General features: G+C 73.4%; 19 protein-coding genes. 3 read left to right on the forward strand and 16 right to left on the reverse strand.

Annotation, left to right across the window (positions count from 1 at the left end):
• The first annotated feature begins 170 nt into the window (after positions 1-170).
• On the forward strand, positions 171-449 hold the full coding sequence (locus EDD40_RS05810) for a PspA domain-containing protein (protein ID WP_123741963.1): 279 nt from the start codon (positions 171-173) through the stop codon (positions 447-449).
• Between the two features lie 149 nt (positions 450-598).
• Entirely contained in the window at positions 599-1,768 is a 1,170-nt protein-coding gene (locus tag EDD40_RS05815) for a serine hydrolase domain-containing protein (protein ID WP_123741964.1), read from the forward strand.
• Here EDD40_RS05815 and EDD40_RS05820 read toward each other — a convergent pair.
• A complete protein-coding gene (locus EDD40_RS05820) occupies positions 1,726-3,069 on the reverse strand; it encodes an alpha/beta hydrolase (RefSeq protein WP_123741965.1) in 1,344 nt (447 codons plus the stop codon). The genes EDD40_RS05815 and EDD40_RS05820 overlap by 43 nt on opposite strands.
• A 343-nt stretch (positions 3,070-3,412) precedes the next feature.
• Here EDD40_RS05820 and EDD40_RS05825 point away from each other — a divergent pair, with 343 nt between their 5' ends.
• On the forward strand, positions 3,413-4,804 hold the full coding sequence (locus EDD40_RS05825; RefSeq protein WP_123741966.1) for a pectate lyase family protein: 1,392 nt from the start codon (positions 3,413-3,415) through the stop codon (positions 4,802-4,804).
• A 100-nt stretch (positions 4,805-4,904) separates the two neighbouring features.
• Here the strand turns inward: EDD40_RS05825 and EDD40_RS05830 are convergent, their stop codons facing one another.
• From EDD40_RS05830 to EDD40_RS05900, 15 genes are all read right to left on the reverse strand, one after another.
• Entirely contained in the window at positions 4,905-7,565 is a 2,661-nt protein-coding gene (locus EDD40_RS05830) for a fumarate reductase/succinate dehydrogenase flavoprotein subunit (RefSeq protein WP_123741967.1), read from the reverse strand.
• Positions 7,562-8,227, reverse strand: a complete 666-nt coding sequence (locus tag EDD40_RS05835; protein ID WP_123741968.1) for an ABC transporter ATP-binding protein — start codon at positions 8,225-8,227, stop codon at positions 7,562-7,564. The genes EDD40_RS05830 and EDD40_RS05835 overlap by 4 nt, the downstream gene beginning before the upstream one ends.
• On the reverse strand, positions 8,224-8,994 hold the full coding sequence (locus tag EDD40_RS05840; protein ID WP_123741969.1) for an ABC transporter permease: 771 nt from the start codon (positions 8,992-8,994) through the stop codon (positions 8,224-8,226). Before EDD40_RS05840 ends, EDD40_RS05835 begins: the two co-directional genes overlap by 4 nt.
• Positions 8,991-10,340 (reverse strand): ABC transporter substrate-binding protein, encoded by a 1,350-nt coding sequence (locus EDD40_RS05845; RefSeq protein ID WP_123741970.1) that lies wholly within the window; start codon positions 10,338-10,340, stop codon positions 8,991-8,993. Before EDD40_RS05845 ends, EDD40_RS05840 begins: the two co-directional genes overlap by 4 nt.
• 11 nt (positions 10,341-10,351) lie before the next feature.
• Positions 10,352-10,579, reverse strand: a complete 228-nt coding sequence (locus EDD40_RS05850) for a 4Fe-4S dicluster domain-containing protein (protein WP_123741971.1) — start codon at positions 10,577-10,579, stop codon at positions 10,352-10,354.
• A gap of 152 nt (positions 10,580-10,731) precedes the next feature.
• The gene (locus tag EDD40_RS05855; RefSeq protein WP_123741972.1) at positions 10,732-11,493 is read right to left on the reverse strand and encodes a GntR family transcriptional regulator; all 762 of its coding nucleotides are present in this window, start codon (positions 11,491-11,493) and stop codon (positions 10,732-10,734) included.
• Between the two features lie 225 nt (positions 11,494-11,718).
• Positions 11,719-12,927: a vanadium-dependent haloperoxidase gene (locus EDD40_RS05860; RefSeq protein ID WP_211348100.1), complete on the reverse strand. Its 1,209-nt coding sequence runs from the start codon at positions 12,925-12,927 to the stop codon at positions 11,719-11,721.
• A gap of 132 nt (positions 12,928-13,059) precedes the next feature.
• A complete protein-coding gene (locus EDD40_RS05865; protein WP_123741974.1) occupies positions 13,060-14,517 on the reverse strand; it encodes a helix-turn-helix domain-containing protein in 1,458 nt (485 codons plus the stop codon).
• Positions 14,518-14,775: 258 nt separating this feature from the next.
• Positions 14,776-15,837 carry a methyltransferase gene (locus EDD40_RS05870; RefSeq protein ID WP_123741975.1) on the reverse strand — a complete coding sequence of 354 codons (1,062 nt, stop codon included), beginning with the start codon at positions 15,835-15,837 and terminating at the stop codon, positions 14,776-14,778.
• A gap of 55 nt (positions 15,838-15,892) precedes the next feature.
• Complete coding sequence (locus EDD40_RS05875) at positions 15,893-16,693, reverse strand: SDR family NAD(P)-dependent oxidoreductase (RefSeq protein ID WP_123741976.1); 801 nt, start codon at positions 16,691-16,693, stop codon at positions 15,893-15,895.
• Between the two features lie 80 nt (positions 16,694-16,773).
• Entirely contained in the window at positions 16,774-17,601 is an 828-nt protein-coding gene (locus tag EDD40_RS05880; protein ID WP_246037445.1) for an SDR family NAD(P)-dependent oxidoreductase, read from the reverse strand.
• A 55-nt stretch (positions 17,602-17,656) separates the two neighbouring features.
• The gene (locus EDD40_RS05885) at positions 17,657-18,505 is read right to left on the reverse strand and encodes a TIGR03621 family F420-dependent LLM class oxidoreductase (RefSeq protein WP_123747796.1); all 849 of its coding nucleotides are present in this window, start codon (positions 18,503-18,505) and stop codon (positions 17,657-17,659) included.
• Positions 18,506-18,516: 11 nt separating this feature from the next.
• Positions 18,517-19,101, reverse strand: coding sequence for an NADPH-dependent FMN reductase (locus tag EDD40_RS05890; protein ID WP_123741978.1), 585 nt, complete (start codon positions 19,099-19,101; stop codon positions 18,517-18,519).
• Complete coding sequence (locus tag EDD40_RS05895) at positions 19,098-20,279, reverse strand: MFS transporter (RefSeq protein WP_211348101.1); 1,182 nt, start codon at positions 20,277-20,279, stop codon at positions 19,098-19,100. The genes EDD40_RS05890 and EDD40_RS05895 overlap by 4 nt, the downstream gene beginning before the upstream one ends.
• Positions 20,272-21,255, reverse strand: coding sequence for an LLM class flavin-dependent oxidoreductase (locus EDD40_RS05900; protein WP_123741979.1), 984 nt, complete (start codon positions 21,253-21,255; stop codon positions 20,272-20,274). The genes EDD40_RS05895 and EDD40_RS05900 overlap by 8 nt, the downstream gene beginning before the upstream one ends.
• Positions 21,256-21,267 lie beyond the last annotated feature (12 nt).

The following is a 21,267-nucleotide window of genomic DNA, read 5'->3' on the forward strand; positions in this document are numbered from 1 at the left end:
AACGCCTGTCACTGACACAACCGGACAAGAACGCACGGAGTCGAACAGCCCCGAGCACTCCGGCGCGGGCTGGAGGGTTCTGCCGGTGGCGCGGGTGCGGCCGGCGGGAAGAGGCTCGGGCGTTCCTCGCGAGGTAGCCTCGTGGTCGGCACAGTGAACGGAGTGGGGCGATGAGCGGCGAACGGGAACCGGTGATCGACGCCGAGGTCGTGGAGCACGAGGCGGCCCCGGTCGTGGTGCCTCCCGCCGACTACACCGAGGGCGGCGTGCCCACGTTCGAGCACGTCCGCGACCGGATCGAGGGTCGGGTCGCCACCGGGATCGGCGCGGAGGAGCTCGCCGAGGCCACCCCGGAGGCGAAGGCGGTCGAGGACCGGTTCGAGGCACGTCGGCAGGCCGGGCTCGACAAGCTCGAGGAGATCCGCCGGTCCATGCGCGGCGACGCGTAGCCCGAAGCGCCGGAACGGCGAAAACGCGGAAGCGCCGGACGCCGAATATGGAAAAGATATAGCGCGACGACCGGTTACCGGCGGAAGCGGAATTGCCTAGGGTGCTCAGCGTTGGTTCCACGACGCTGACGGATCCTGGGGGATCTCGCATGAATCGTGTGGTGCGCCGAGCGGTCGCCCTTGCCGCGGGCACGGTCTTGTTCACCGGTGCGGCGGTCACGTCGGCCGCGGCGGTGCCGTCGTCGCGCGCCGGGCTCCGAGCGGCGCTGGACGGTGCGGTGGCCGTCGGCTCGCCCGGCGCTTTCGCCGGTGTCCTCGACGCCGACGGGCAGTGGTACGGCCACAGCGGAGTCGGCAGCCTCGCCGAACGCGGCGCGCCCCGGCCGCGCGGGCAGTTCAGGGCGGGCAGCATCACCAAGACCGTGGTCGCCACCGCCGTGCTGCAACTGGTCGGCGAGGGACGGGTGCGGCTGGAGGACCGGGTCCAGGACCGGCTGCCGGGGCTGCTGCCGTACGCCGAACCGATCACCGTGCGCCAGCTGCTCCAGCACACCAGCGGCATCCCGTTCACCGAGCGGTGGGACACCCCGGCGGAGATCGACTCGACGCGGTGGCGGCACCAGACGCCGGACGAGACGATCCGCGAGGGCACCGAGGGCAAGCCGCTGTCCTTCCCGCCGGGTCGGGGCGCGGAGTACTCCAACACCAACTACGCGGTGCTCGGGAAGCTCGTGGAGGAGCTCACCGGCCGGTCGTTGCACTCCGAGTTGCAGCGGCGCGTGCTGGACCGGGCCGGGATGCGGGACAGCTACCTCCCCTACCGCCACCCCCGCGTCGACCGGCCGGCCGCACGCGGCTACGAGTGGCTGCACGGCCCCGACGCCGCGCCGACCGACGTCACCGACTACGAGATGTCCCGGTTCTGGGGCTCGGGCAACCTGGTGTCCACGGTCGACGACCTGAACCGGTTCTTCCGCGCCCTGCTCGCGGGCGGGCTCGTGCCGGCGGCGCAGGCCGCCGAGATGCGCGGCACGGTGCCCAGCGGGATCGCGGGGCTGGAGTTCGGGCTCGGCCTGATGCGGATCCCGCTGCCGCCGGGCTGCGCCGCGCCGGAGATCTGGGGCTTCAACGGCTCGGTGCCCGGCTACCACACGTGGACGATGCACTCCCCCGACGCCCGGCGGCAGGTCACGGTCGTCGTCACCGCTAACCTGACGTCGCCCCCGGCCCAGGACGCCGCCCTCGGCGCGGTGTTCGCCGAGTTCTGCCCGGCGGGTCAGCAGGTCGCGTCGCGGCCGGGCGCGGCGCCGAGCAGGTAGGAGTCCGCGGCGGCGCGGGTGCACTCGTTGGCGTGGTAGACGCCGTGCCCCGGGCCGTCGAACGTGACCAGGTGCGAGCCCTTCGCCTGCCGGTGCACGGTCTGCGCCCACCGGTACGGCGTGGCCACGTCGTAGCGGCTGGTCAGGACGAGCAGCGGCGGCGCCTCGTCGACGTCGAGGCGGTGCGGCGGGTTGGCCGGGCGCCCGGTGAAGCCGACGCACGTGGCGGCTTCCTGGTGGCCGAGGAACGAGCCGCGCAGCGTGGGCGCCGCGCGCAGTTCGGCGTCGCGCGACGCCCGGTACTCGGCGAAGTCCGCGAACCGCAGCGCGAAGTCCTGGCACACCACGGCGTAGCGCAGGGAGTCGTAGTTCGGCTCGAACGACGCCCGCACCCCGCCGACGTCGGCGATGAGCGACGCCAGGCTCTCCCACTCGCCGCCGCGGATGTCGATGAACGCGCTGTGGATCAGCTCGCCCCGGCCCCAGCCGATCGCGTCGGCCTCGTCCAGCGCCCGCTCCCAGGCCGCGTGGACGTCTTGGCCGTGCAGCGCGCACGTGGTGTTCTCCGCGCACCACGCGACGAACACGCCGAACGCCTCCTCCGCGGCCCGCGCCCGGTCCAGCAGCAGCCGGGGCAGCTCGGCGCTGTGGTCGATCACGCCGTCGAGCACCATCGAGCGCACCCGCGGGCCGAACAGCTCCGCGTACTGCTGGCCGAGCAGCGTGCCGTAGGAGATGCCGTAGAAGCTGATCCGCCGCTCGCCCAGCGCCTTGCGCACCGCGTCCAGGTCCCGCGCCGAACGGGCGGTGTCGACGTGGTCGAACACGGGGTGCCCGGCGCGGCAGTCGTCGCGCACGGCGCGGTTGTACTCGGCCAGCGCCGCGAACCCGGCCTCGTCGGCCGGGTCGTCGCCGGGGTTCGGCGGCGTCACGTCGAACGAGCAGCGGATCGCCGAGCTGTTGTTCGTGCCGAGCTGGTCGAAGCCGACGACGTCGAACCTGGCCCGCACCTCGGCGCTCAGGTAGGGGGCGCGGGCGAACTCCGCGGCGGACCCGCCGGGGCCGCCCGCGTCCACGAACACCACGCCGATCCGGCGCGCGGGGTCGGTGGCGCGGACCCGTGACACGGCCAGGTCCGCCCGCGGGCCGCGCGGGCGGGACCAGTCGAGGGGGACGGACACCGTGCCGCAGTCGGCCGCGGGCTGGTCCGGGCAGGGCTGCCAGGCGATCGTCGCCGCCTCCGCCTCGGGTGCGACCAGCAGCAGGCTCGCGGCCAGCGCGGTGACGAGCAACGTCCGCATGGAGTCCCCCAACCGTGAGCGGAAGCGTGCAGTCTCGCGAGGCCTGCGCGCCCGGCGCAACCCCTGTAAAACACCGGTCGCCGGTCCCGACCGAATTCACATACCTGGGCGCCGGCCGCGCGAAAGCACGCCGCCGGTTCACGGACATGACCGCCTCCGACCATTTTTGTTCACAAACGTGACCAGCCGGTGTTTTCCCGGCGACCCCGTTGACCTGCCGTTGCAGACCTCCTAGCATCCGACGGGAAAGCGATTTCCCGTCCTGCGGCGCAATGAGGCACCAGGGGCACCGTGTCTTCCGTTGCGTCGGAATCGGCTATTCCCTACGCCACGGAGACGTCTTATGCGCGTGAAACCCATGATCGCCTGCGTCGGCCTGTTAGCCGGGGCGCTGGTCGCGGTGGCGTCGTCCACCGCGCAGGCCGCGCCCACGCGGTACGAGGCGGAGAGCACGCCCGCGGTCTGCTCCGGCGCCATCGACACCGACTGGACCGGCTACTCCGGCAGCGGGTTCTGCAACGGCTCGAACTCCACCGGCGGCTACCTCCAGTTCACCGTGGTCGCCGCGGCCGCGGGCACCGCGACGGTGGGCGTCCGGTTCGCCAACGGCACGTCCACGGCCCGCTCCGCCGCCCTGCTGGTGAACGGGTCGACGGTCCAGTCGCCGTCGTTCGAGGGCACCGGCGCCTGGTCGACCTGGGTGACCAGGACGTTCAGCGTGTCGCTGACCGCGGGCAGCAACACGATCCGGCTGAACCCGACCACCTCGGCCGGCCTGCCCAACGTCGACTACCTGGACGTCGAGGCCGGTGGCGGGGACCCGCAGCCGCAGCCGCCGGGCGGGCTCGTCGGCTGGGCCGCGCAGGCCGGTGGCACCACCGGTGGCGCGGGCGGCTCCACGGTCACCGTGAGCACGTTCGCCGACTTCCGCACGCAGGCGCAGTCCTCCGGCGCCAAGACCATCCTGGTCAACGGCATGCTCAGCGGCTCGGGCACCGTGGAGATCGGCGCGGACAAGACCATCCGCGGCGTCGGCTCCGGCTCCGGCATCTCCGGGACCACCCTCAACATCGAGGACATGAGCCCGGCCAACGTGATCATCCAGAACATGAACATCCGGGGCAAGGTCGGCGGCGACGCGATCCAGATCGAGAGCGCCACGCACATCTGGATCGACCACAACACCATGTCCAGCACCATCGAGGACAGCCCCGACCACTACGACGGCATGCTGGACATCACGCACGCCGCGGACTACATCACCGTGTCGTGGAACGTGATCCGCAACCACTGGAAGACCTCGCTCGTCGGCCACTCCGACGGCAACGGCAGCGAGGACCGCGGCCACCTGCGGGTCACCTACCACCACAACTGGTTCGACCGCACCTTCGAACGCAGCCCTCGCGTGCGCTTCGGCGAGACGGTCCACGTGTTCAACAACTACTACACCAACGTCGACAACAACGCCGACTCGTACGCCATCGCCTCCGTCATGGACGCCGGTCTGCTGGTGGAGGGCAACGTCTTCGAGAACGTGCGGCAGGCGTGCTGGTCCGCGAGCGGTTACGCGGACTCCGACCCCGGCCGTCTGGTGGCGCGGAACAACTCCCTGACCGACTCCGGCCCCTGTGAGGTCAACGGCACGGTGGCCGCCATCCCGTACAGCTACACCGCCGACGCCGTCGGCACGGTGAAGTCGTCCGTCACGGCGGGTTCCGGCGCGGGCAAGCTCTGACTTCCGCGCCACGACGAGCGGCGACCGGCGCCCGGCCGGTCGCCGCCTGTCGTCGGGGCGCGTCGTCCCCGTCGTCCGGACCGGACGACGGGCGCGCCCGTCAAGCGCCCGGCGCGGCGGACACCTCCTCCAGCGCGTGACGGGCGTAGGCCCGCACGTCGGCGTCGCTGTCGTGCGAAGCCGCCGCCAGCCGTTCGGCCACCACCGGCAGGCGCGCCCACCGGGTCACCGCGCGGACCGCCGCCTTGCGCACGTCGAGGTTCGGGTCGTCCAGCAGCGGCAGGAGCAGGTCCGCATCGTCGACCGCCCACGCCGCGCCCACCCGCACCTGCCAGGCGGGATCGGCGAGGCCGGCGACGACGACGTCCCGCAGCGACGCCGGTCGGCCGATCCGCCCGACCGCCTCCAGGGCCGCCGCGCGCACCAGCGGATCGGGGTCGCCCGCCAGCGCGCCGAGCGGGCCCGCCGACGCCGGGTCGCCCACCACGCCCAGCCCCTCGGCCACCTGGACGCGCAGTTCCCGGCGCGGGTCGGTGGCGGCCGTGGCGACGAGCGCGTGCTCGCGCAGCGACACGAGACCCCGGATCGCCGCCGAGCGGACCGGGGCGTCCGGGTCGGCCAACGCCTCGGCGTACACCTCGGTGGTGCCGAGCTTGAGCGCCCACAACACCTCCAGCGCGACCGAACGCGCCGGTGAGGCCAGCAACGCGTCCCGCAGGGCGTCGCCGCGCGGCACGACCTCGACCAGTTCCCGCAGGCCCGCCGCGGCGGCCGAGCGGACCTCCTCCCGGTCGTCGGCCATCGCGCGCACGAGGGCGAACTCGAAGCCGGGCGGCACCACCTCGGTGATGGTCGCGACGGCGGCCCGCCGCACCGCCGGGTCCGCGTCGCCCAGGTACGGCTCCAACGCGGCCAGGTCCGGCTGCTCCTCGGCCAACGCCACCAGGTCCAGCAACCGGGGCGAGCCGACGGCGCCACCCGCCTGCCGGACGCCCGCGACCCGCGCCGCCCGCACCGACAGCGAGCCGAGGTGCTCCACCTGCCCCACCCGGTGCTCGACGCCCTCCACCGGCACGAGGTACGGGTGGACCGGCCGCTTGACGAACTCCATCTCCCCGGCGTCGTTCCGACGCAGGTTGAGGTGGTGGAACCAGGTGTCGTCGTCTCGCTCCGGCACGTCCAGGCGCTCGTGGTAGAGGCCCCACCGGCTCTCCGTGCGCATCAGGGACGCCTGCGCGGCCATCTCGGCGCAGTCCCGGATGAACGTCACCTCGGCGCACCGCATCAGCTCGTGCGGCGTCGTGGCGCCCATCGCGGCGATCTCGCCCTCCATCCGGGCGAACGCCTCCAGCGCGACCCGCAGCTTCGCCCCGGTCTTCGGCGGCGCCACGTAGTCGTTGACGAACCGGCGCAGCTTGTACTCCACCTGCGGCTGCGGCGGGCCGCCCGGGTGGCGCAGCGGCCGGTAGATCAGCTCGTGCGCGGCGACGACCTGGTCCTCGGGCAGCGGTCCGGGCGTGCCGCCGTGCCGGGACGCGTGCGCGCCCGCGAGGTCGCCGAACACGAACGCGCCGATCATGTAGTTGTGCGGCACGCACGCCAGGTCGCCCGCCGCGTACAGGCCCGGCACGGTGGTGGCGCCGTTCTCGTCGACCCACACGCCGGACCCCGAGTGCCCGCCGCACAACCCGATCTCGGAGATGTGCATCTCGATGTCGTGGGTGCGGTAGTCGTGCCCGCGCCCGGCGTGGAACGTGCCGCGCGTGGGCCGTTCGGTGGTGTGCAGGATCCCTTCGAGGGCGGCGATCGACTCCTCGGGCAGATGGGTCACCTTCAGGTACACCGGGCCGCGCGGGGAGGCGATCTCGCGGGCCACCTCCGCCATCATCTGCCCGGACCAGTAGTCGCAGTCCACGAACCGCTCGCCCAGCCGGTTGACCTGGTAGGCGCCGAACGGGTTGCCGACGTACGCGCACGCCGGCCCGTTGTAGTCCTTGATCAGCGGGTTGACCTGGAAGCACTCGATGCCGGACAGCTCCGCCCCCGCGTGGTAGGCCATGGAGTAGCCGTCGCCCGCGTTGGTGGGGTTCTCGTAGGTGCCGTAGAGGTAGCCGCTGGCGGGCAGGCCGAGCCGCCCGGACGCGCCGGTGGCGAGGATGACCGAGCCGGCGGAGACGGTGACGAACTCGCCGGTGCGGGTGTTGAACCCGGCGGCGCCGACCGCCCGGCCCCCGGAGACCAGCACGCGCACCGGCATCACCCGGTTCTCGATCCGGATGCGCTCGCGCATCCGGCGCTCGCGCATCACCCGGTACAGCACCTTCTTGACGTCCTTGCCCTCCGGCATGGGCAGCACGTAGCTGCCGGACCGGTGGACCTGGCGCACGTGGTAGTCGCCGTAGGAGTCCTTCTCGAACTTCACGCCGTAGCGCTCCAGCCGCTGCACCATGGCGAAGCCCCGGGTCGCCGTCTGCATGACGGTGCGCTGGTCCACGATGCCGTCGTTGGCCTTGGTGATCTCGGCGACGTAGTCCTCGGGCTTGGCCTTGCCGGGGATGACGGCGTTGTTGACCCCGTCCATGCCCATCGCGAGCGCGCCCGAGTGCCGGACGTGGGCCTTCTCCAGCAGCAGCACGTCGCGGCCGTGCTCGGCGGCGGTGATCGCGGCCATCGAGCCGGCCGTGCCGCCGCCGATCACCAGCACGTCGCACTCCAGGTGGACGCGCCGGGACACGTCGGGGACCTCCAGCGGTGTCGTCACGCCATCACCGCCGCCAGGATCGCCTCGCGCCGGACGTCGACCTCGCCCGCGCCGAGCACCACCACGCGGTCGCCGAGCAGCACGGCCTCGTCCACGTCGTGGGTGACGAAGACGGTGGTCGTGCCCGCCTCCCTCAGCACCTCGACCACGAGTCGCTGCATGTCCGCCCTGGTCTGCGCGTCGAGCGCGGCGAACGGCTCGTCCATGAGCACCACCTTCGGTCGTTGGGCCAGCGTCCGCGCCAGCTGCACGCGCTGCCTCATCCCGCCGGACAGCTCCCGGGGCAGGTGCCGGCCGAACCCGGCCAGCCCCACCCGGTCCAGCCAGGCCGACGCGCGGGCACGCCGTTCGGCGCGCGGCACGCCTTGCAGCGCCAGCGGGAGCTCGACGTTGCGCTGGGCCGTGCGCCACGGCAGCAGCCCGTCGTCCTGGAACACCAGCGCGCGGTCCTTCGACGTGCCGCGCACCTCCCGGCCGTCGACCACGATCCGGCCGGCGGCGATCGGCGCCAGGCCCGCGACGGCGCGCAGCAACGTCGACTTGCCGCAGCCGGACGGCCCCGCGACCACCAGGATCTCCCCCGTCCGCACGTCCAGGTCGAACGACCGGAGCACGGTGGCCGCGCCGTAGCGCACGGCCAGCCCTTCCACCCGCACGCTCATGCCCGCGCCTCCCTCGGCAGCCACCGGGTGACCCGGCGGCCGGTCAGCTCGACGGCGGAGGAGGTCAGCCAGCCGAGCAGGCCGATGGTGACCATGCCGACGATGACGCCGGGGTAGTCCACGATCGTGTAGGCCTGCCAGGTGCGGTAGCCGACGCCGTACCGGCCGGAGATCATCTCGGCGGAGATCACGCAGATCCACGCCACGCCCATGCCCACCGACAGGCCGCCGAACACGCCCGGCAACGTGCCCGGCAGCACCACCTTGAGCAGCACGTGCCGCCGGCCGCCGCCCATGGTGCGCACCGCGTCCTCCCACATCGTCGGCAGCGCGCGCACCGCGTGCCGGGTGCTGACCAGGACCGGGAAGAACGCCGCCGTGCAGGTGATGAACACGATGCCCTGCTCGTCGCTGGGGAACAGCAGGATCGCGATCGGCACCAGCGCGATCGCCGGGATCGGCCGCACCACCTCCAGCAGCGGCTGGAGCACGTCGCCGACGACCCGCGACCGGGCCACCGCGATGCCGAGCGGGACGCCGAGCGCGGCGGCCAGCAGGAAGCCCGCCGCGATGCGGGCCAGGCTGGCCCCGAGGTCCGTGTAGTACTGGGCGGCGGCGGCTTCCTCCACCAGCCGGCGCGCCACCTCCAGCACGGTCGGCAGCCGGTCGAACCGCAGCCACGCCACCGTCTCCGTGGCCGTCAACACCTGCCACAGCAGCAGACCGCACGCCAACGACGCGATCCGCACCACCCACCGCGCGGTCACGGTGCGCCCGCCGCGGCGAGGGCCTGCGTCAAGTCCAGCACGTCGCCACGCGCCCCCGCGCGGGTCGTGTGCGGGCGGAGGGCGCCGTCGTCGTCGCGCACCCAGAACGCGTGGTCGGCGAACCACCTGGTCCCGGTCACGGCGTCGGGCACGTACGCCACGCGGACCGCCTTGCCCACCTGGTTGACCAGCTTGAGCAGGCACGTCGGGTCGGCGGCGGGACGAGGCGCCTCCTCGCCCTCGAACCACACCTCGCTCGCCGTGGCGGGGTCGGCGACGTCCACCTGGCACGCGCTGTCACGGCCGGTGATCCGCGCCGGGTTGACGGTGTCCGCCGTGCCTTCACCCACGGCGGCCTTGAGCGGGCCGTCGTCGATGAACCGGTCGACGTCCAGCTCCTCGATGTTGCCGATGGACTTCAGGAAGGGCACGTCCTGCCGCAACGCGTCGCGCAGCACCGGTTTGAGGCTCAGGTCGAACGTCGAGATGCCGTTCGGTCCGTTGTAGAGGTACACGACCTCCACGGGCAGGCCGGTGGCCTTCGCCACGACGTGCGCGGCGTCGAGCGGCTTCGCGTGCAGGTGCGCGGTCGCGTCCTGCTGGGCGCGGAGGAACTCCGCGAGGACGTCCGGCCGTTCCCGGGCGAACCGGTTGCGCACCACGACGCCGTGCAACGTCGGCAGGTTCAGCTCCGCACCGTCGTAGAGCAGCTTGGCCTGCTTGGCGAACACCAGCTGCCCGGGCCAGGCGACGAACTGGGCCAGCGCCTGGACGTTGCCCGCCTGGAGGGCGGACGCGCCGACCGACGGCTGCTGGTTCTCGACGGTGACCCGCGTGCCGCCGAGCGCGCGGACGAGCGTGCCGTGCCCGGCGGAGCCGACGCTGGCCGACACCTTCTTGCCGGCGAGGTCGGCGAGCGTGGTCGCGGTGGAGTCGGGCGACACCACGACCATGTTCAACGCGCCGCGGGCGTTGTAGCCGGTGACCGACACCATCCGCGTGCCGTCGTCCCCCAGCTTCTGCGCGCGCGATCCGTTGATGAGCATCGGGTAGTCGCCCATCGAGCCGATGTCGACCTTCCCGGCGAGCATCTGCGCGGTGATCGGCGCGCCGGTGTCGTAGTCCTGCCAGGTGACCTCGTACCGCTTGCCGGTGCGGCGGCCCAGCTCGACCAGCCGCCGCTCGAAGTGCCCCAGCTCGCGCAGCAGCGTGCCCGCGGTGACGGTGTTGATGGTCTTGGACTGGTAGCCGACCACGACGGTCACCTCGTCGTCGGAGGCCGCGCCGGCCACGCACGAGGTCGACGCGACGGCGACCAGTGCCGCGCCGAGGATTCGCTTGAGCATCGTCGTTCCCTTCAGCGCAACAGGTAGGGCATGTTGACCTCGACCGCGCCCGTGGGGCAGCGCAGCGCGCACGGCCCGCAGTACCAGCACTCGTCCACGTGCATGAACGCCTTGCCGGTCTCGGGGTTGATCGCGAGCGAGTCGAGCGGGCAGACGTCCACGCACAGGCGGCAGCCCTCGATGCACAGCGACTGGTCGATGGTCACCGGCACGTCGGCGCGGTTGTTCACTAGGGCCACGGAGTTCTCCCGGGATCGTCACCTGGTGGTGGGGGCGTGCGGAACCGCGCCACGTCCGGGTGGACGCGGCGTGGAGGTGCGGGGAGGTCAGCGACAGAGGGCGCTGGCCTGGCGGCGCAGGTCCACGTGCAGGCGGAACCGGGGTGCGACGTTCACCGCGCCTCCCCCGACGGCGTGCGCCGCAGCTCGGCGCGCATGGTCAGCCGGTCGCCGCGCATCCGGATGAACTCCAGGTCCACCGGGCGGCCGTCGGCGAGGTGGCTCAGCCGTTCCACGACCAGCAGCGCGGAGCCGCGCGGCACCTCCAGCACGGCGGCCGAGTGCAGGTCGGCGTTCACCGCCTCCAGCGTCACGGCCGCCGCGCCCAGCCGCAGCCCGGTGGTGCGCTCGATGAGCGAGAAGATGTCCTGGTTCTCCAGGTCCTCGGCCAACAGCGGTTCGCCGACGTCGCGCGGGAGGTAGGTCAGGTCGAGCGACAGCGGCAGCCCGTTGAGCCTGCGCAGCCGTTCCACGTACACGACCTGCTCGCCCTCGGCGAGGCGCAGCCGCTGCGCCACCGGGCCGGGCGGTCGGACGAGACCCGCGGTCCGCACGTCGTTGCCGACCTCGCCGTGCTCGTGCAACGTCTCGGCCAGTCCCATCAGCTGGTTCAGGCCGTGGGCGTACTTCTGCGCGACCACCACCGTGCCGACGCCCGGCACGCGTTCGATCAGCCCCTCCTCGCGCAGCAGGTCCAACGCCTCGCGGATGCCGTTGCGCGAGGCGCAGAACTCCGCCGCGAGGAACCGCTCGTCGGGCAGCACGCCGTCGGGGAAGGCGCGCTGCACGACGAGCTGGCGGATGACGTCGGCAGCCTGTCGCGCCCGGTCGGCACGCAGGCGCCGCTCGGTGGGACCCGGTCGGGGGCTGCTCATGCGGCACAGTCTGCGGTCCCGTCCCGGCTTGCTCGGTAACGACCGCATTACGCCACCTGGATCGCCGTGTTTCCTGGGACAACGCCGCCGTTCCGCCACCTCCGGCCACGTCCACATGGTGGACAGCCGTGCTCCGGCGCGGCCGGCCGCGAATCCCGTTGGTGTCAAGGGACGCCCGGCTGGTGGACGATATCGACCACCAGCCGGGCGGCACCGCGGTCGGGGTCAGTCGAGGAGGGAGTCGAAGCGGCTCAGGCCGAACCGGGCGACGCGCTGCCCGAGGACGACTCCCGCCTCGTCCGCCGTGCGCGTGTGGATGCCGGACCAGACCCGGGCGTCCACGTTGTCCTGCGTGAGCTCGGCCCACCGCCGGTAGGTCCGGGTGACGCCGGGCGCGGTCGGGCTGGTCGTGGTGAACGGCCGCCGCGCGGACGGTCCGGTGAACGCGGTCAGCACCACCTCGGCCGCGCCGGAGTAGGTGGTGTGGCCGCTCGGGTAGTCCGGGTGCGCGGGCGTGGCGTGCAGCGGCGTCCACTGTGGATCGGCGGTCGCCCTGATGGCGGTGACCGGTCGCCAGCGCAGGTAGGCGTACTTCGTGTCCGAGGTGGCGATCTGGGTGTCGACCAGGATCACGTGGAACGCCGCGATCAGCGCCGCCCGGCGGGCGGGCGAGCCGCCGGTCGCGTCGAGGGCCGCGCGCAGCGGTTGGGTGTAGCCGACCAACGATCCCTGGAGCCAGAACTGCGCGGTCCCGGTCTGCGCCGCCGTGCGCGCGGCGCTGTCCGCCGACCCGTAGGCGCGCACCTCCGCCAAGTCCGCCTGGTCACGTGGCGAGCCGAGGGCGGGTGGCGGCGCCAGGCGGAACCGGTCGGCGCGGTCGAGCAGGAACGGCCGGGCCCGGCGGTTGCCCGCTTGCTGCGGCGGGGTGAGCGAGGGCGGCGTCGGCTGCCAGACGCCCGGCGCCGGCGCGGGCACCTCGAACGGCGCGTTGACCGAGGCCGGGTCGAGGCCGTCGCCCTCGCGTTCGGCGAGCAGGGCACCCGCCTCCCTGACGCCGTCGGCCACGCCGAGGTCGCGTTGCCCACCGGGCGAGAGGCGGGAGAGCGTCGTGCGCAACGCGGCGTCCAGCTCTGCCTCGCGGGCGGGCGCCAGGGCCACCAGGGCGGTGTGCGCCGCCGACGCCACCGCCGCGTCGGCCCGGTCGCGTTGCGCGGCGGGGAGGTCGTGCGCGGCCCGTGCGGCGGCGAGCCAGGCGATCGCCCACGTCCGGCTGTTGGTCGACTGGGTGGGCGCGCCGGCCGCGGCGACCGTCGCCGCCGTCACGTCGAACCACTCGGCCACCACGTCCGCCCGGCGGTGGGGCGACCCGACCGCCGGGGTCGCACCCACCACCGCGAAGACCACTGCGAGCACCAAGACCAGAACTCTGTTCATGCCCAAGAGCATTGGGGCACAACGGAAGCGCTGTCCACGCCGCCCACATGGCGGGAGCACGCCGCACCGCCCGCTACTGTTCCCCCGGCGCCACCGGAGAAATGTCGGTGTCAGAGCAGGTGGTCGGCCGGCTCAGGACAGCGGGGTGAGGATGGCCTTCAGGTCGCGCCGGCCGGTCAGGCCCAGCTTCCGGTAGACGCGGGACAGGTGGAACTCGACGGTGCGGACCGTCAGGTACTGCTCCTCGGCGATCTGCCGGTTGCTGCGCCCGGTGCGGGCCAGCTCGCCGATCTTGCGCTCCTGCCGGGTGAGGCCGCCGGCGCGGTCCAGGGCGGTCATCCTGGCCAGCACCTCCTCCGCCCGCCCGGACCACATCGCGTACCCCCGGCGGCGGGCGGTGTCCCGCACCGCTTCCAGCGCCTTGCGCGCTTCGCCGCGCAACTCCCGCGTGCCCAACGCGAGCGCGAGGTCGTAGCGGGCGTGCAGCGAGTCGCCTACCGCGTCCGTGCCGTCCAGGACCGCGACCACCTCGCGCAGGGACGCCGGTTCACCGCCCGCGACCAGCGCCGCGGCGTGCGAGGCCAGGCCCACCGAACGCCGGCTGCCCCAGCGGCGGGCCGCCGCCATCTCCTTCGACACCAACGCCTGGGCCAGGTCGGTGCGGCCGACCGCGTTCGCGCACACCGCCGCCCGCGACCGCCACGGCGCCACGGCCGGGTTCGTCACGCCCCACGCGGTCAGGTCGCGACCGCAGTCCAGGAAGTCCTCCAGCGCCCGGTCGTACTGCCCGAGCGCGAACCGCAGCGCGCCGCGCGCCATGAACAGCTCCGCGCGGTCCTGCACGCCGGCCAGCGTGCCGCTGAACCCGTGCTCCAGCAGCAGGTCGTGCGCGCGGCTCAGCTCGCCGAGGTCGACCAGCGCGGACACCAGCCACGCCACGGCCACGCTGCGGATCTGCCGGCAGACGTCGCGCCGCAGCGACCCGCCGAGCACCTTCGCCGCCCCGCCGGGGTCGCCGCCCAGCCACATCAGCCGCGCCACCAGCAGCGCCACCACGCCACGCGCCTCGCCGAAGTCGATCACGTCCGGGCTGCGCATCGCGCGGACGCTGAGGTCCATCGCGGTGTCCAGCTCGTCGGCGTGGGCCAGCACCAGGACCCCGCACCAGAACGCGCCCGTCTCGCGGCCACCGGGCAGCGCGAGCAGCTGCCTGGCGGTGGCGACCGCCCCGGCCCGGTCCACACCCCGGTTGGCCAGCTGCACGGCCCGCGCGGCGAGCCGCTGCTCCTCCGGCACACCCGCCACATCCCCCTTGGCGCACTGCGAGTCGTCCGGCGACGGACCACCCGGCACGTACACCAAGCCGCCCAGCTGGGGGCCGCGCACCCCGGCCGGGCCGGCGGCGAGCAGGTCGATCACCTCCCGCACCACCTGGTCGGCCTCACCCCACCGCCCGCGCTCCACCAACTCGGCCCTGGTCCGCCGCACCCGCTCCAGGGACAGCCCGTCGAGGCCGAGGCCGTCGGGCAGCCGCCACTCCGCCGGGACGCGACGACCCGTGCCGGCGGACCGATCGACGTCGTGCTCCACACACACCCCCAAAGATCGGCGTGCCCGGACGCCACGGCGCCGGGCACGGCGTTGTCGTTTCGCCTCCGCGATCCCGTCGGCGTGCGGCGGCGCCACCGAGGGGAAACCTCTCCACAGGGGGTGCGAGCGCGCCGCGGCGCCGTCGGTCGGTGGCCTCGCCACCCGTGACCGCCGCGCGGTGAACGGCACTTACCCGCCCCGGCCGTGGGATTCGCAGTCCGCGACGCTGCGGGCTGACTCGTGCTCAAGCCTGTGCGCTCAGATCGGGCGGAACGTCAACAACGTGACACGCCCGGCACCCGGTTCTCCGACCGGCGCGAAACCCGCTTCAGCCCCCAGACGGGTCCAGTCCCCCCATCCCCGTTCCCGGCCACCCAGAATAGTCATCATCTCGATATCCGAAAGCTTACCGAGGTCAGGTACACCTGATCGGGTGAGAAGGTGGTTCACAATCCACAACCGAGCGTCACGATCGTCGCCGATCGCGTCCCTGACCCTGGCCAGCACGCGCGCCGCGTCCACGTCTTCCCAATTCTGCAGCGAGCGCTTGATCAGATAAGCGTCGAAACCCCGGGGCACCTTCTCGAAGAAATCGGTCGCGATCGCCTCGGCCCGGTCCGCCACACCGCAGCGGGCGAATTCGTCGGCCGCGCCGGCGATCGCGAGCGGGTGGTCGCACACCGCGCCCGTCACGCCGGGGTGGCGGCGCAGCAGCTCGGCCAGGAAGCTGCCGCGGCCGCCGCCGACGTCGGCGATCCGGAGGCGCCGGGGCAGGTCGTCGAACAGCTCGTAGGTCTCGGGGCCGTCGTTCTGCACCATCGCCCGGTCGAACAGGTCCGAGGCGGCGGGATCACCGCGCAGGTGCTCGTAGAACGGCTCGCCGAACAGGTGGTCGAACGCCGGTTCACCGGTCCGCACCGCGTGGGCCACGTCCTCGTAGGGCCGCCACATCATCGGGTCGGTGAGGAACAGCAGCACGTCCCGGAAACCACCCGGCCCGCCGGTGCGCAGGCCGGCGGAGGCGGGGGTGAGCGAGAACCGGCCCGCGCCGTCCTCGGCCAGCACGCCCGCCGTCGCGGCCGCGCCGAGCACCCGGCGCAGGCGCGACGCGTCCACGCCCGCCACCGCGGCCAGTTCCGCCGCCGTGCCCGGCCCCTCGGCCAGCAGGTCCGGGACGCCGAGTTGGACCAGCGCGCGGATCGTGCCGATCGCCCACTTCACCGCGGCGAGGTGGAACACCAGCTCGCGCGCGTCACCGCGGGCCGCGGCGGGCAGCACGGGCGCGGTGCCGTCGTCCGCCGCGAATTGTGCGCCGTCCATCACCGGACTCCTGTCAGTTGGTTGATCGGCCTGCGCCCCGCTCGTCCCGCGGGGGTCACGACACCGCCGCCACGAAGCCGCCGTCGACGCGCAGCACCGAGCCGGTCACGTAGTCCGCCTGCCGGCTCGCCAGGTAGCCGACGGCCGCGGCCACCTCCTCGGGGGTGCCGTACCGACCGACGTCGTTGGCCACCCACTCCGCCGCCGCGCGGCGTTCGATCTCCGGCAGCTCCGTGCCCCAGCCGCGCTCCGGGCCGACCCGCGCGAGCCAGTCGCGCACGTACTCGACCATGATCGGCCCGGGGGACACGACGTTCGACGTCACGCCCGTGCCCTTCAGCTCGCGGGCCAGCGACACCGCGAGGTTGTGCCGGGCGGCCAGCGCCGCCGAGTACTGCGGCTGCATCGCGATCGGCTGGGTGGCCAGGCCGCCGCCCACCTGGACCACGCGACCCCACCCGCGTTCCCGCATGGCGGGCACGAACGCGCGGATCATCCGCACCGCGGACACCACGTTCACCTGGTAGGCGGCGGCCCACAGGTCCGGCTCCGCGTCGAACCACGGCACCAGGTCGGTGCCGCCCGCGTTGTTGACCAGGATGTCGACCGGTCCGCCCTCGGCCGCGGCGCGGACCACCTCGTCCGCGCCGGCGTCGCTCGACAGGTCGCCCAGCGCCAGGTCGACCCGCCGGCCGCGGCCGCGCACCCGGTCCGCCACGGCCTCCAGCTTGTCGCGGTCGCGGCCGTGGACCACGACGTCCGCGCCTTCGGCGGCCAGCACGTCGGCCACCGCCGCGCCGATGCCGGAACTCGACCCGGTCACCAACGCCCGCTTGCCGCTCAGCCCCAAATCCACGAATGCTCCTCGTGACCATCATTCGCCGACGACCCCCGGACGAGTGAGTCTCGTGTACCCGTCCGGGGGCCGTATTGCGGTTATCCGTCGACGCGTGCCAGCAGTTCGTCGGTCAGCTCGGCCAGTCGAGCCGCGTCCTTGGGCGAGAACAGCCCGCTGCGCACGCTCATCCGGGTGTGCATGTTGAACGCGGTGAGCGGCTCGGCCGGCGGGTCGTCCAGCAGTCGCACGATCGGCGGCACGACCTCGGTGGCCGGTTTCGCCATCGCCTTCTGCTGCTCGATGTACATCGCGGTCGGCGGGTCGAACTCGCCGACGAACCCGGTGGACGTGGTGCCGGGGTGGAACAGGACGTAGCGCACCGGCCCGTCGCCGTGCCGTTCCGCGAACGTCACCCCGAGCAGGTCGTCCAGCCGCCCGGTCATGAACATCGCGTTCACGCCGTCGTAGCGGCGGGTGCTCTGCAGGTCGTCCCACGCGATCGGGGTGTCGTGCCCCGGGCCCGCCACGTTGACGATCACCGGCCGCTCGGTCTTCTCCAGCGCGGGCCGCAACCCGTAGCTGAACAGCAGCCTGCTCAGGTAGAACAGCGCGAAGTTGTCCTCGAAGCCCTCCGCCGTCTCACGCCGGTAGGTGCGGAAGTAGCGCGCGCACAGCACCAGGCCGTCGATGGCCGGGTTGGCGTCCAGGATCCGGTCGACGACGCGCCGGTTGGTCGACACCAGGCTCAGGTCGGCCTGGACGAACTCCAGGGAGCCGGGGGCGCGGTCCGCCTCGCCGACCAGCGCTTCGCCCTTGCGGGGGTTCGTGCCGAGCGCCACGACGTGGTCCCCGCGGGAAACCAGCGCCCGCGCCACGGCCGCGCCGATGCCGTCGGTGGCGCCCGTGATCACGAATGTCCTCTTCAAACCATGCTCCCTGGATCTCGTTCACCGTTGGACCGGTGTGGTGGTGTGGTGCTGCTCAACGCATCGCCTCGATGACCCGGGAGAAGGACATCATCTCGGGTTCGAGGACGCTGAAGTAGGAGATGCCGAATCGCTTGCGCGCCTCGTGCAGTTGCTCCACGCATTCTTCGGGTGTGCCGATCAGCATTGACGGCAACTCGACGAGCTGGTCGACCGTGAGCTCTAGATCATTCTGCCACACGTCGGCGATCACGTGTTCGGCCCCCGGCAGCAATACGCGGTGCACGGGAATGTTGAGTTCGACGTCGTGCACGCGATCACCGAGGTGCGCGTGCACGAATTCCACGCGATCGGTCAACTCCTCGACGGTGCCCAGTTTGAGCCCCTCACCGTCCCGGACGCGCTTGGTGCCGGTGAACGCGATGACGTCGGCGCGCTCGGCGGCCAGCCGCAGCACCCGGTCGCCGCGACCGGCGACCATGACCGGCGGGCCCGCCGACGCCTTGAGCCGGTCGACGGTGCGCTCCAGGTGCGCGACCCGTTCGGCGGCGGGGGCCCAGGGCAGCCCCGCCGCGTCGAACTGGCCGCGCTCGTAGCCCGCGCCGAGACCCACCTCGACGCGGCCCCCCGAGTAGCGGTCGATGGTCCCGATGTCGCGGGCGAGCACCGCCGGCTCGTAGAACGTCGTGTTCAGCACGAGCGTGCCGACGCGGATGCGCTCGGTGGCCTCGGCGGCGAGCAGCAGGGTCGGCAGCGGCGCGGGCATCCCGAGGTGGTCGGACACGTGCACCACGTCGTAGCCCAACTCCTCGGCGAGCCTGGCCTTGGCCACCCACTCGGCTCGCTCGACGGGCGTGAAGAGGCCGACGCCGAAGCGGAACGGCCGGTCGTGCACGGTGGTCACGTGCTCTCCCTTCAGTACGGGCGCGCGGCCCGCGCCGCGCGCAGTGCCGAGCCCCACCAGGCGAGCCGGTCGAGCATCACCTTCGCCGCCGCCTCGCTGCCGGTCGCGTCACGCGGCGCGCCGTCGGCGAAGAGGTCCCACACGTTGGTGAAGCTCACGGACTCGCGGACGGTCGTGGCGTGCAGTTCGGCGAACACCTGCCGGAGGTGCTCGACCGCGCGCAGGCCCGCGCCCGCGCCGCCGTAGGACACGAACCCGACCGGCTTGGCGTTCCACTCGGCGTTGAACCAGTCGATCGCGTTCTTCAGCGCGGCGGGCGGCGCGTGGTTGTACTCGGGGGTGACCACGACGAACGCGTCGGCGGCGGCGAGCTTGGCCGCCAGCGCGTCGCGCACCTTCGCCGTGCCGGGGTCCGGTCGCCTGCCCGGCTCCGGCAGCACGAGCGGCAGCGGGTAGTTCAGCAGGTCGAGCAGCTCGACCCGGAAGTCCGGGTGGGTGCGGGCGACGGTCGCGAACCACCGCGCGGCGGTCGGCGCGAACCGGCCGTCGCGGACGCTGCCCACGACGACGAGGAGGGTGAGCGGTTCTCCGGTCATGACGGGACCTTTCCGGTGGTGGTCGAGCGGAGGCCGGTGAGGGCGACGGCGGCCCCGACCGCCGCGGCGGCGGTGACCAGCGCCATCGCCGCCCGCGGTCCGCCGGTGGTGAGCAGCAGCGCGACCAACGGCAGCGACACGGTCGAGCCGAGCTGCACGAACGTCTGGTAGACGGGCACGGCGGCGGCGCGCCGGTCGGCCGGGACCGTCGCGGTGGCCTGGAGGTTCAGCGCGACGAACGACAGCACGAACCCGGCCTCGACCAGCAGCAGCACCGGCAGCAGGGCGGTGGCGTACGGCTCGGGTTCCGGCCGCGCGAGGTAGAGGGCGTTGCCCGCCGACGAGCACAGCGCGCCGGCCGCGATCAGCCGGGCCGTGCCGAACCGGCGCACGAGCCGCGCGCCGTGCGGCGCGGCGAGGACGAGCGGCAGGCTGGCGGGCAGCAGGGCGAGCGCGAGCTGCCACGGCGCGAGGTGCGCGAGCTGCGTGGTGACCAGCAGCATCAGCCCGATGTAGGTGCCGTTCAGCACGGCCGCGCCGAACCCGGCGCGCAGCAGCGAGCCGTCGCGCAGGACGACCCGGTCGAGCGGCGGCGGCGGCTCGGCGGGCGCGCGGGGGATCACCCGCAGGCCGGCGGCGAACAGCACCAGCGCGACCGGCGCGGGGAACAGGAACGTCCAGTGCCAGTCGTGCGCGCTCAGCACGCCGGACAGCAGCAGGCCCGAGGTGAAACCGGCCGCGCCGAACAGCGAGTAGACCGAGACCGCGCGCCGCCGGGCCGGGCCGTCGAACACCGCCACGATGATCGCCAGCCCGGCGGGCGCGGTGAGCGCGGCGCAGAGGCCCTTCACCACGCGGGTCGCGACGAGCACGCCGAACGAGTCGGTGAGGCCCGCGACCACGGACGCCGCCGCGAACACCAGCATCGCGCCCAGGTAGAGCTCCTTGCGGCCGATGCGGGCGGCGAGGTGGGGACCGGGGACGAGCAGCAGCGCGAACCCGAGCGCGAAGCCGCTCATCACCCACTGCGCGTCCGAGGTCGTGGTGGCGAACCCGGCGCCGAGGGGAGTCAGCGCCGGGAGCACCACGGCGACCTCCAGGGCGTCGAGCAGCATGTTGCCCGAGAGGACGAACAGCAGCGCCCACGCCTTGCGGTCCCACACGACGCCGTCACGCACGGGCGGGCGCCTTGTCCAGCAGCGGGGCCAGCTCGCGGCTGACCAGTTCCAGGTGCCGGACCACCAGGTCGTCGGGCATCGCGCCGACGCTGGCCCAGAAGATCAGGTGCTCGACCGGCAGGCCGCGGGTGCGTTCGAGGATGCGCGCGGCGGCCTCGGCGGGCGTCATGATCTCCAGCGCGCCCCACGGACCGTCCTCGCGGCGGTCGCGGAACTCCCCCGGCTCCAGCGGTGGCGGCACCGGCGCGCCCGTGCCCTCGACGGACAGCTGCCGGTAGGTGTTCATCTGGTGCGCGAGGTGCGGCGCCACGCGGGCCCAGGCCGCGTCCGGGTCGTCGGCGAGCAGCACGGGCAGCAGGTCGGACACCCGGGCCGACGCCGGGTCGTGGCCGCCCTCGACCAGCCCGTCGCGGTAGTGCCGGAACATCTCGGGCGAGATGTGCAGCAGCCCGATGCCGAGCCGGCCGGCGATGCGCGCGCCGCGCGGGCCGTAGAAGCCGCCCCACAGCGGGACCGGGTCCTGCACCGGCAGCGGGGTGATGCCGCCCTCCCGCCACAGCCGCTGGACCTCGCGGATGACGCGTTCGGTCTCGGCGAACCGGCGGCTGTGCTCCGCGCCGACCAGCTCGAACTCGGGCACGCGGTAGCCGGCGCCCATGCCGAGCTCCAGGCGTCCGCCGCTGACGAGGTCCACCACGGCCGCCTCCTCCGCCAGGTGCGCGGGGTGGCGGAGCGCGGGCAGGGTGACGGCGGTGCCGATGCGGACGTTGTGGGTGCGTGCCGCGGCCGCGGCGGCGAACGTCAACGGCTGGGGCAGGTAGCCGTCGGGGAACAGGTGGTGCTCGGTGAACCACACGCCGTTCGCGCCGAGCCGGTCGGCCTCCTCGCACAGCTCCAGGCTGCGCGCGTAGTGGTCCGCCCAGGGCCGTGCCCACTGCGCGGGGTTGCGCAGGTCGAAGAGAAAGCCGACGTCCATCCGGGTCTCCTT

Source organism: Saccharothrix texasensis (genome assembly GCF_003752005.1).
Classification (GTDB): domain Bacteria; phylum Actinomycetota; class Actinomycetes; order Mycobacteriales; family Pseudonocardiaceae; genus Actinosynnema; species Actinosynnema texasense.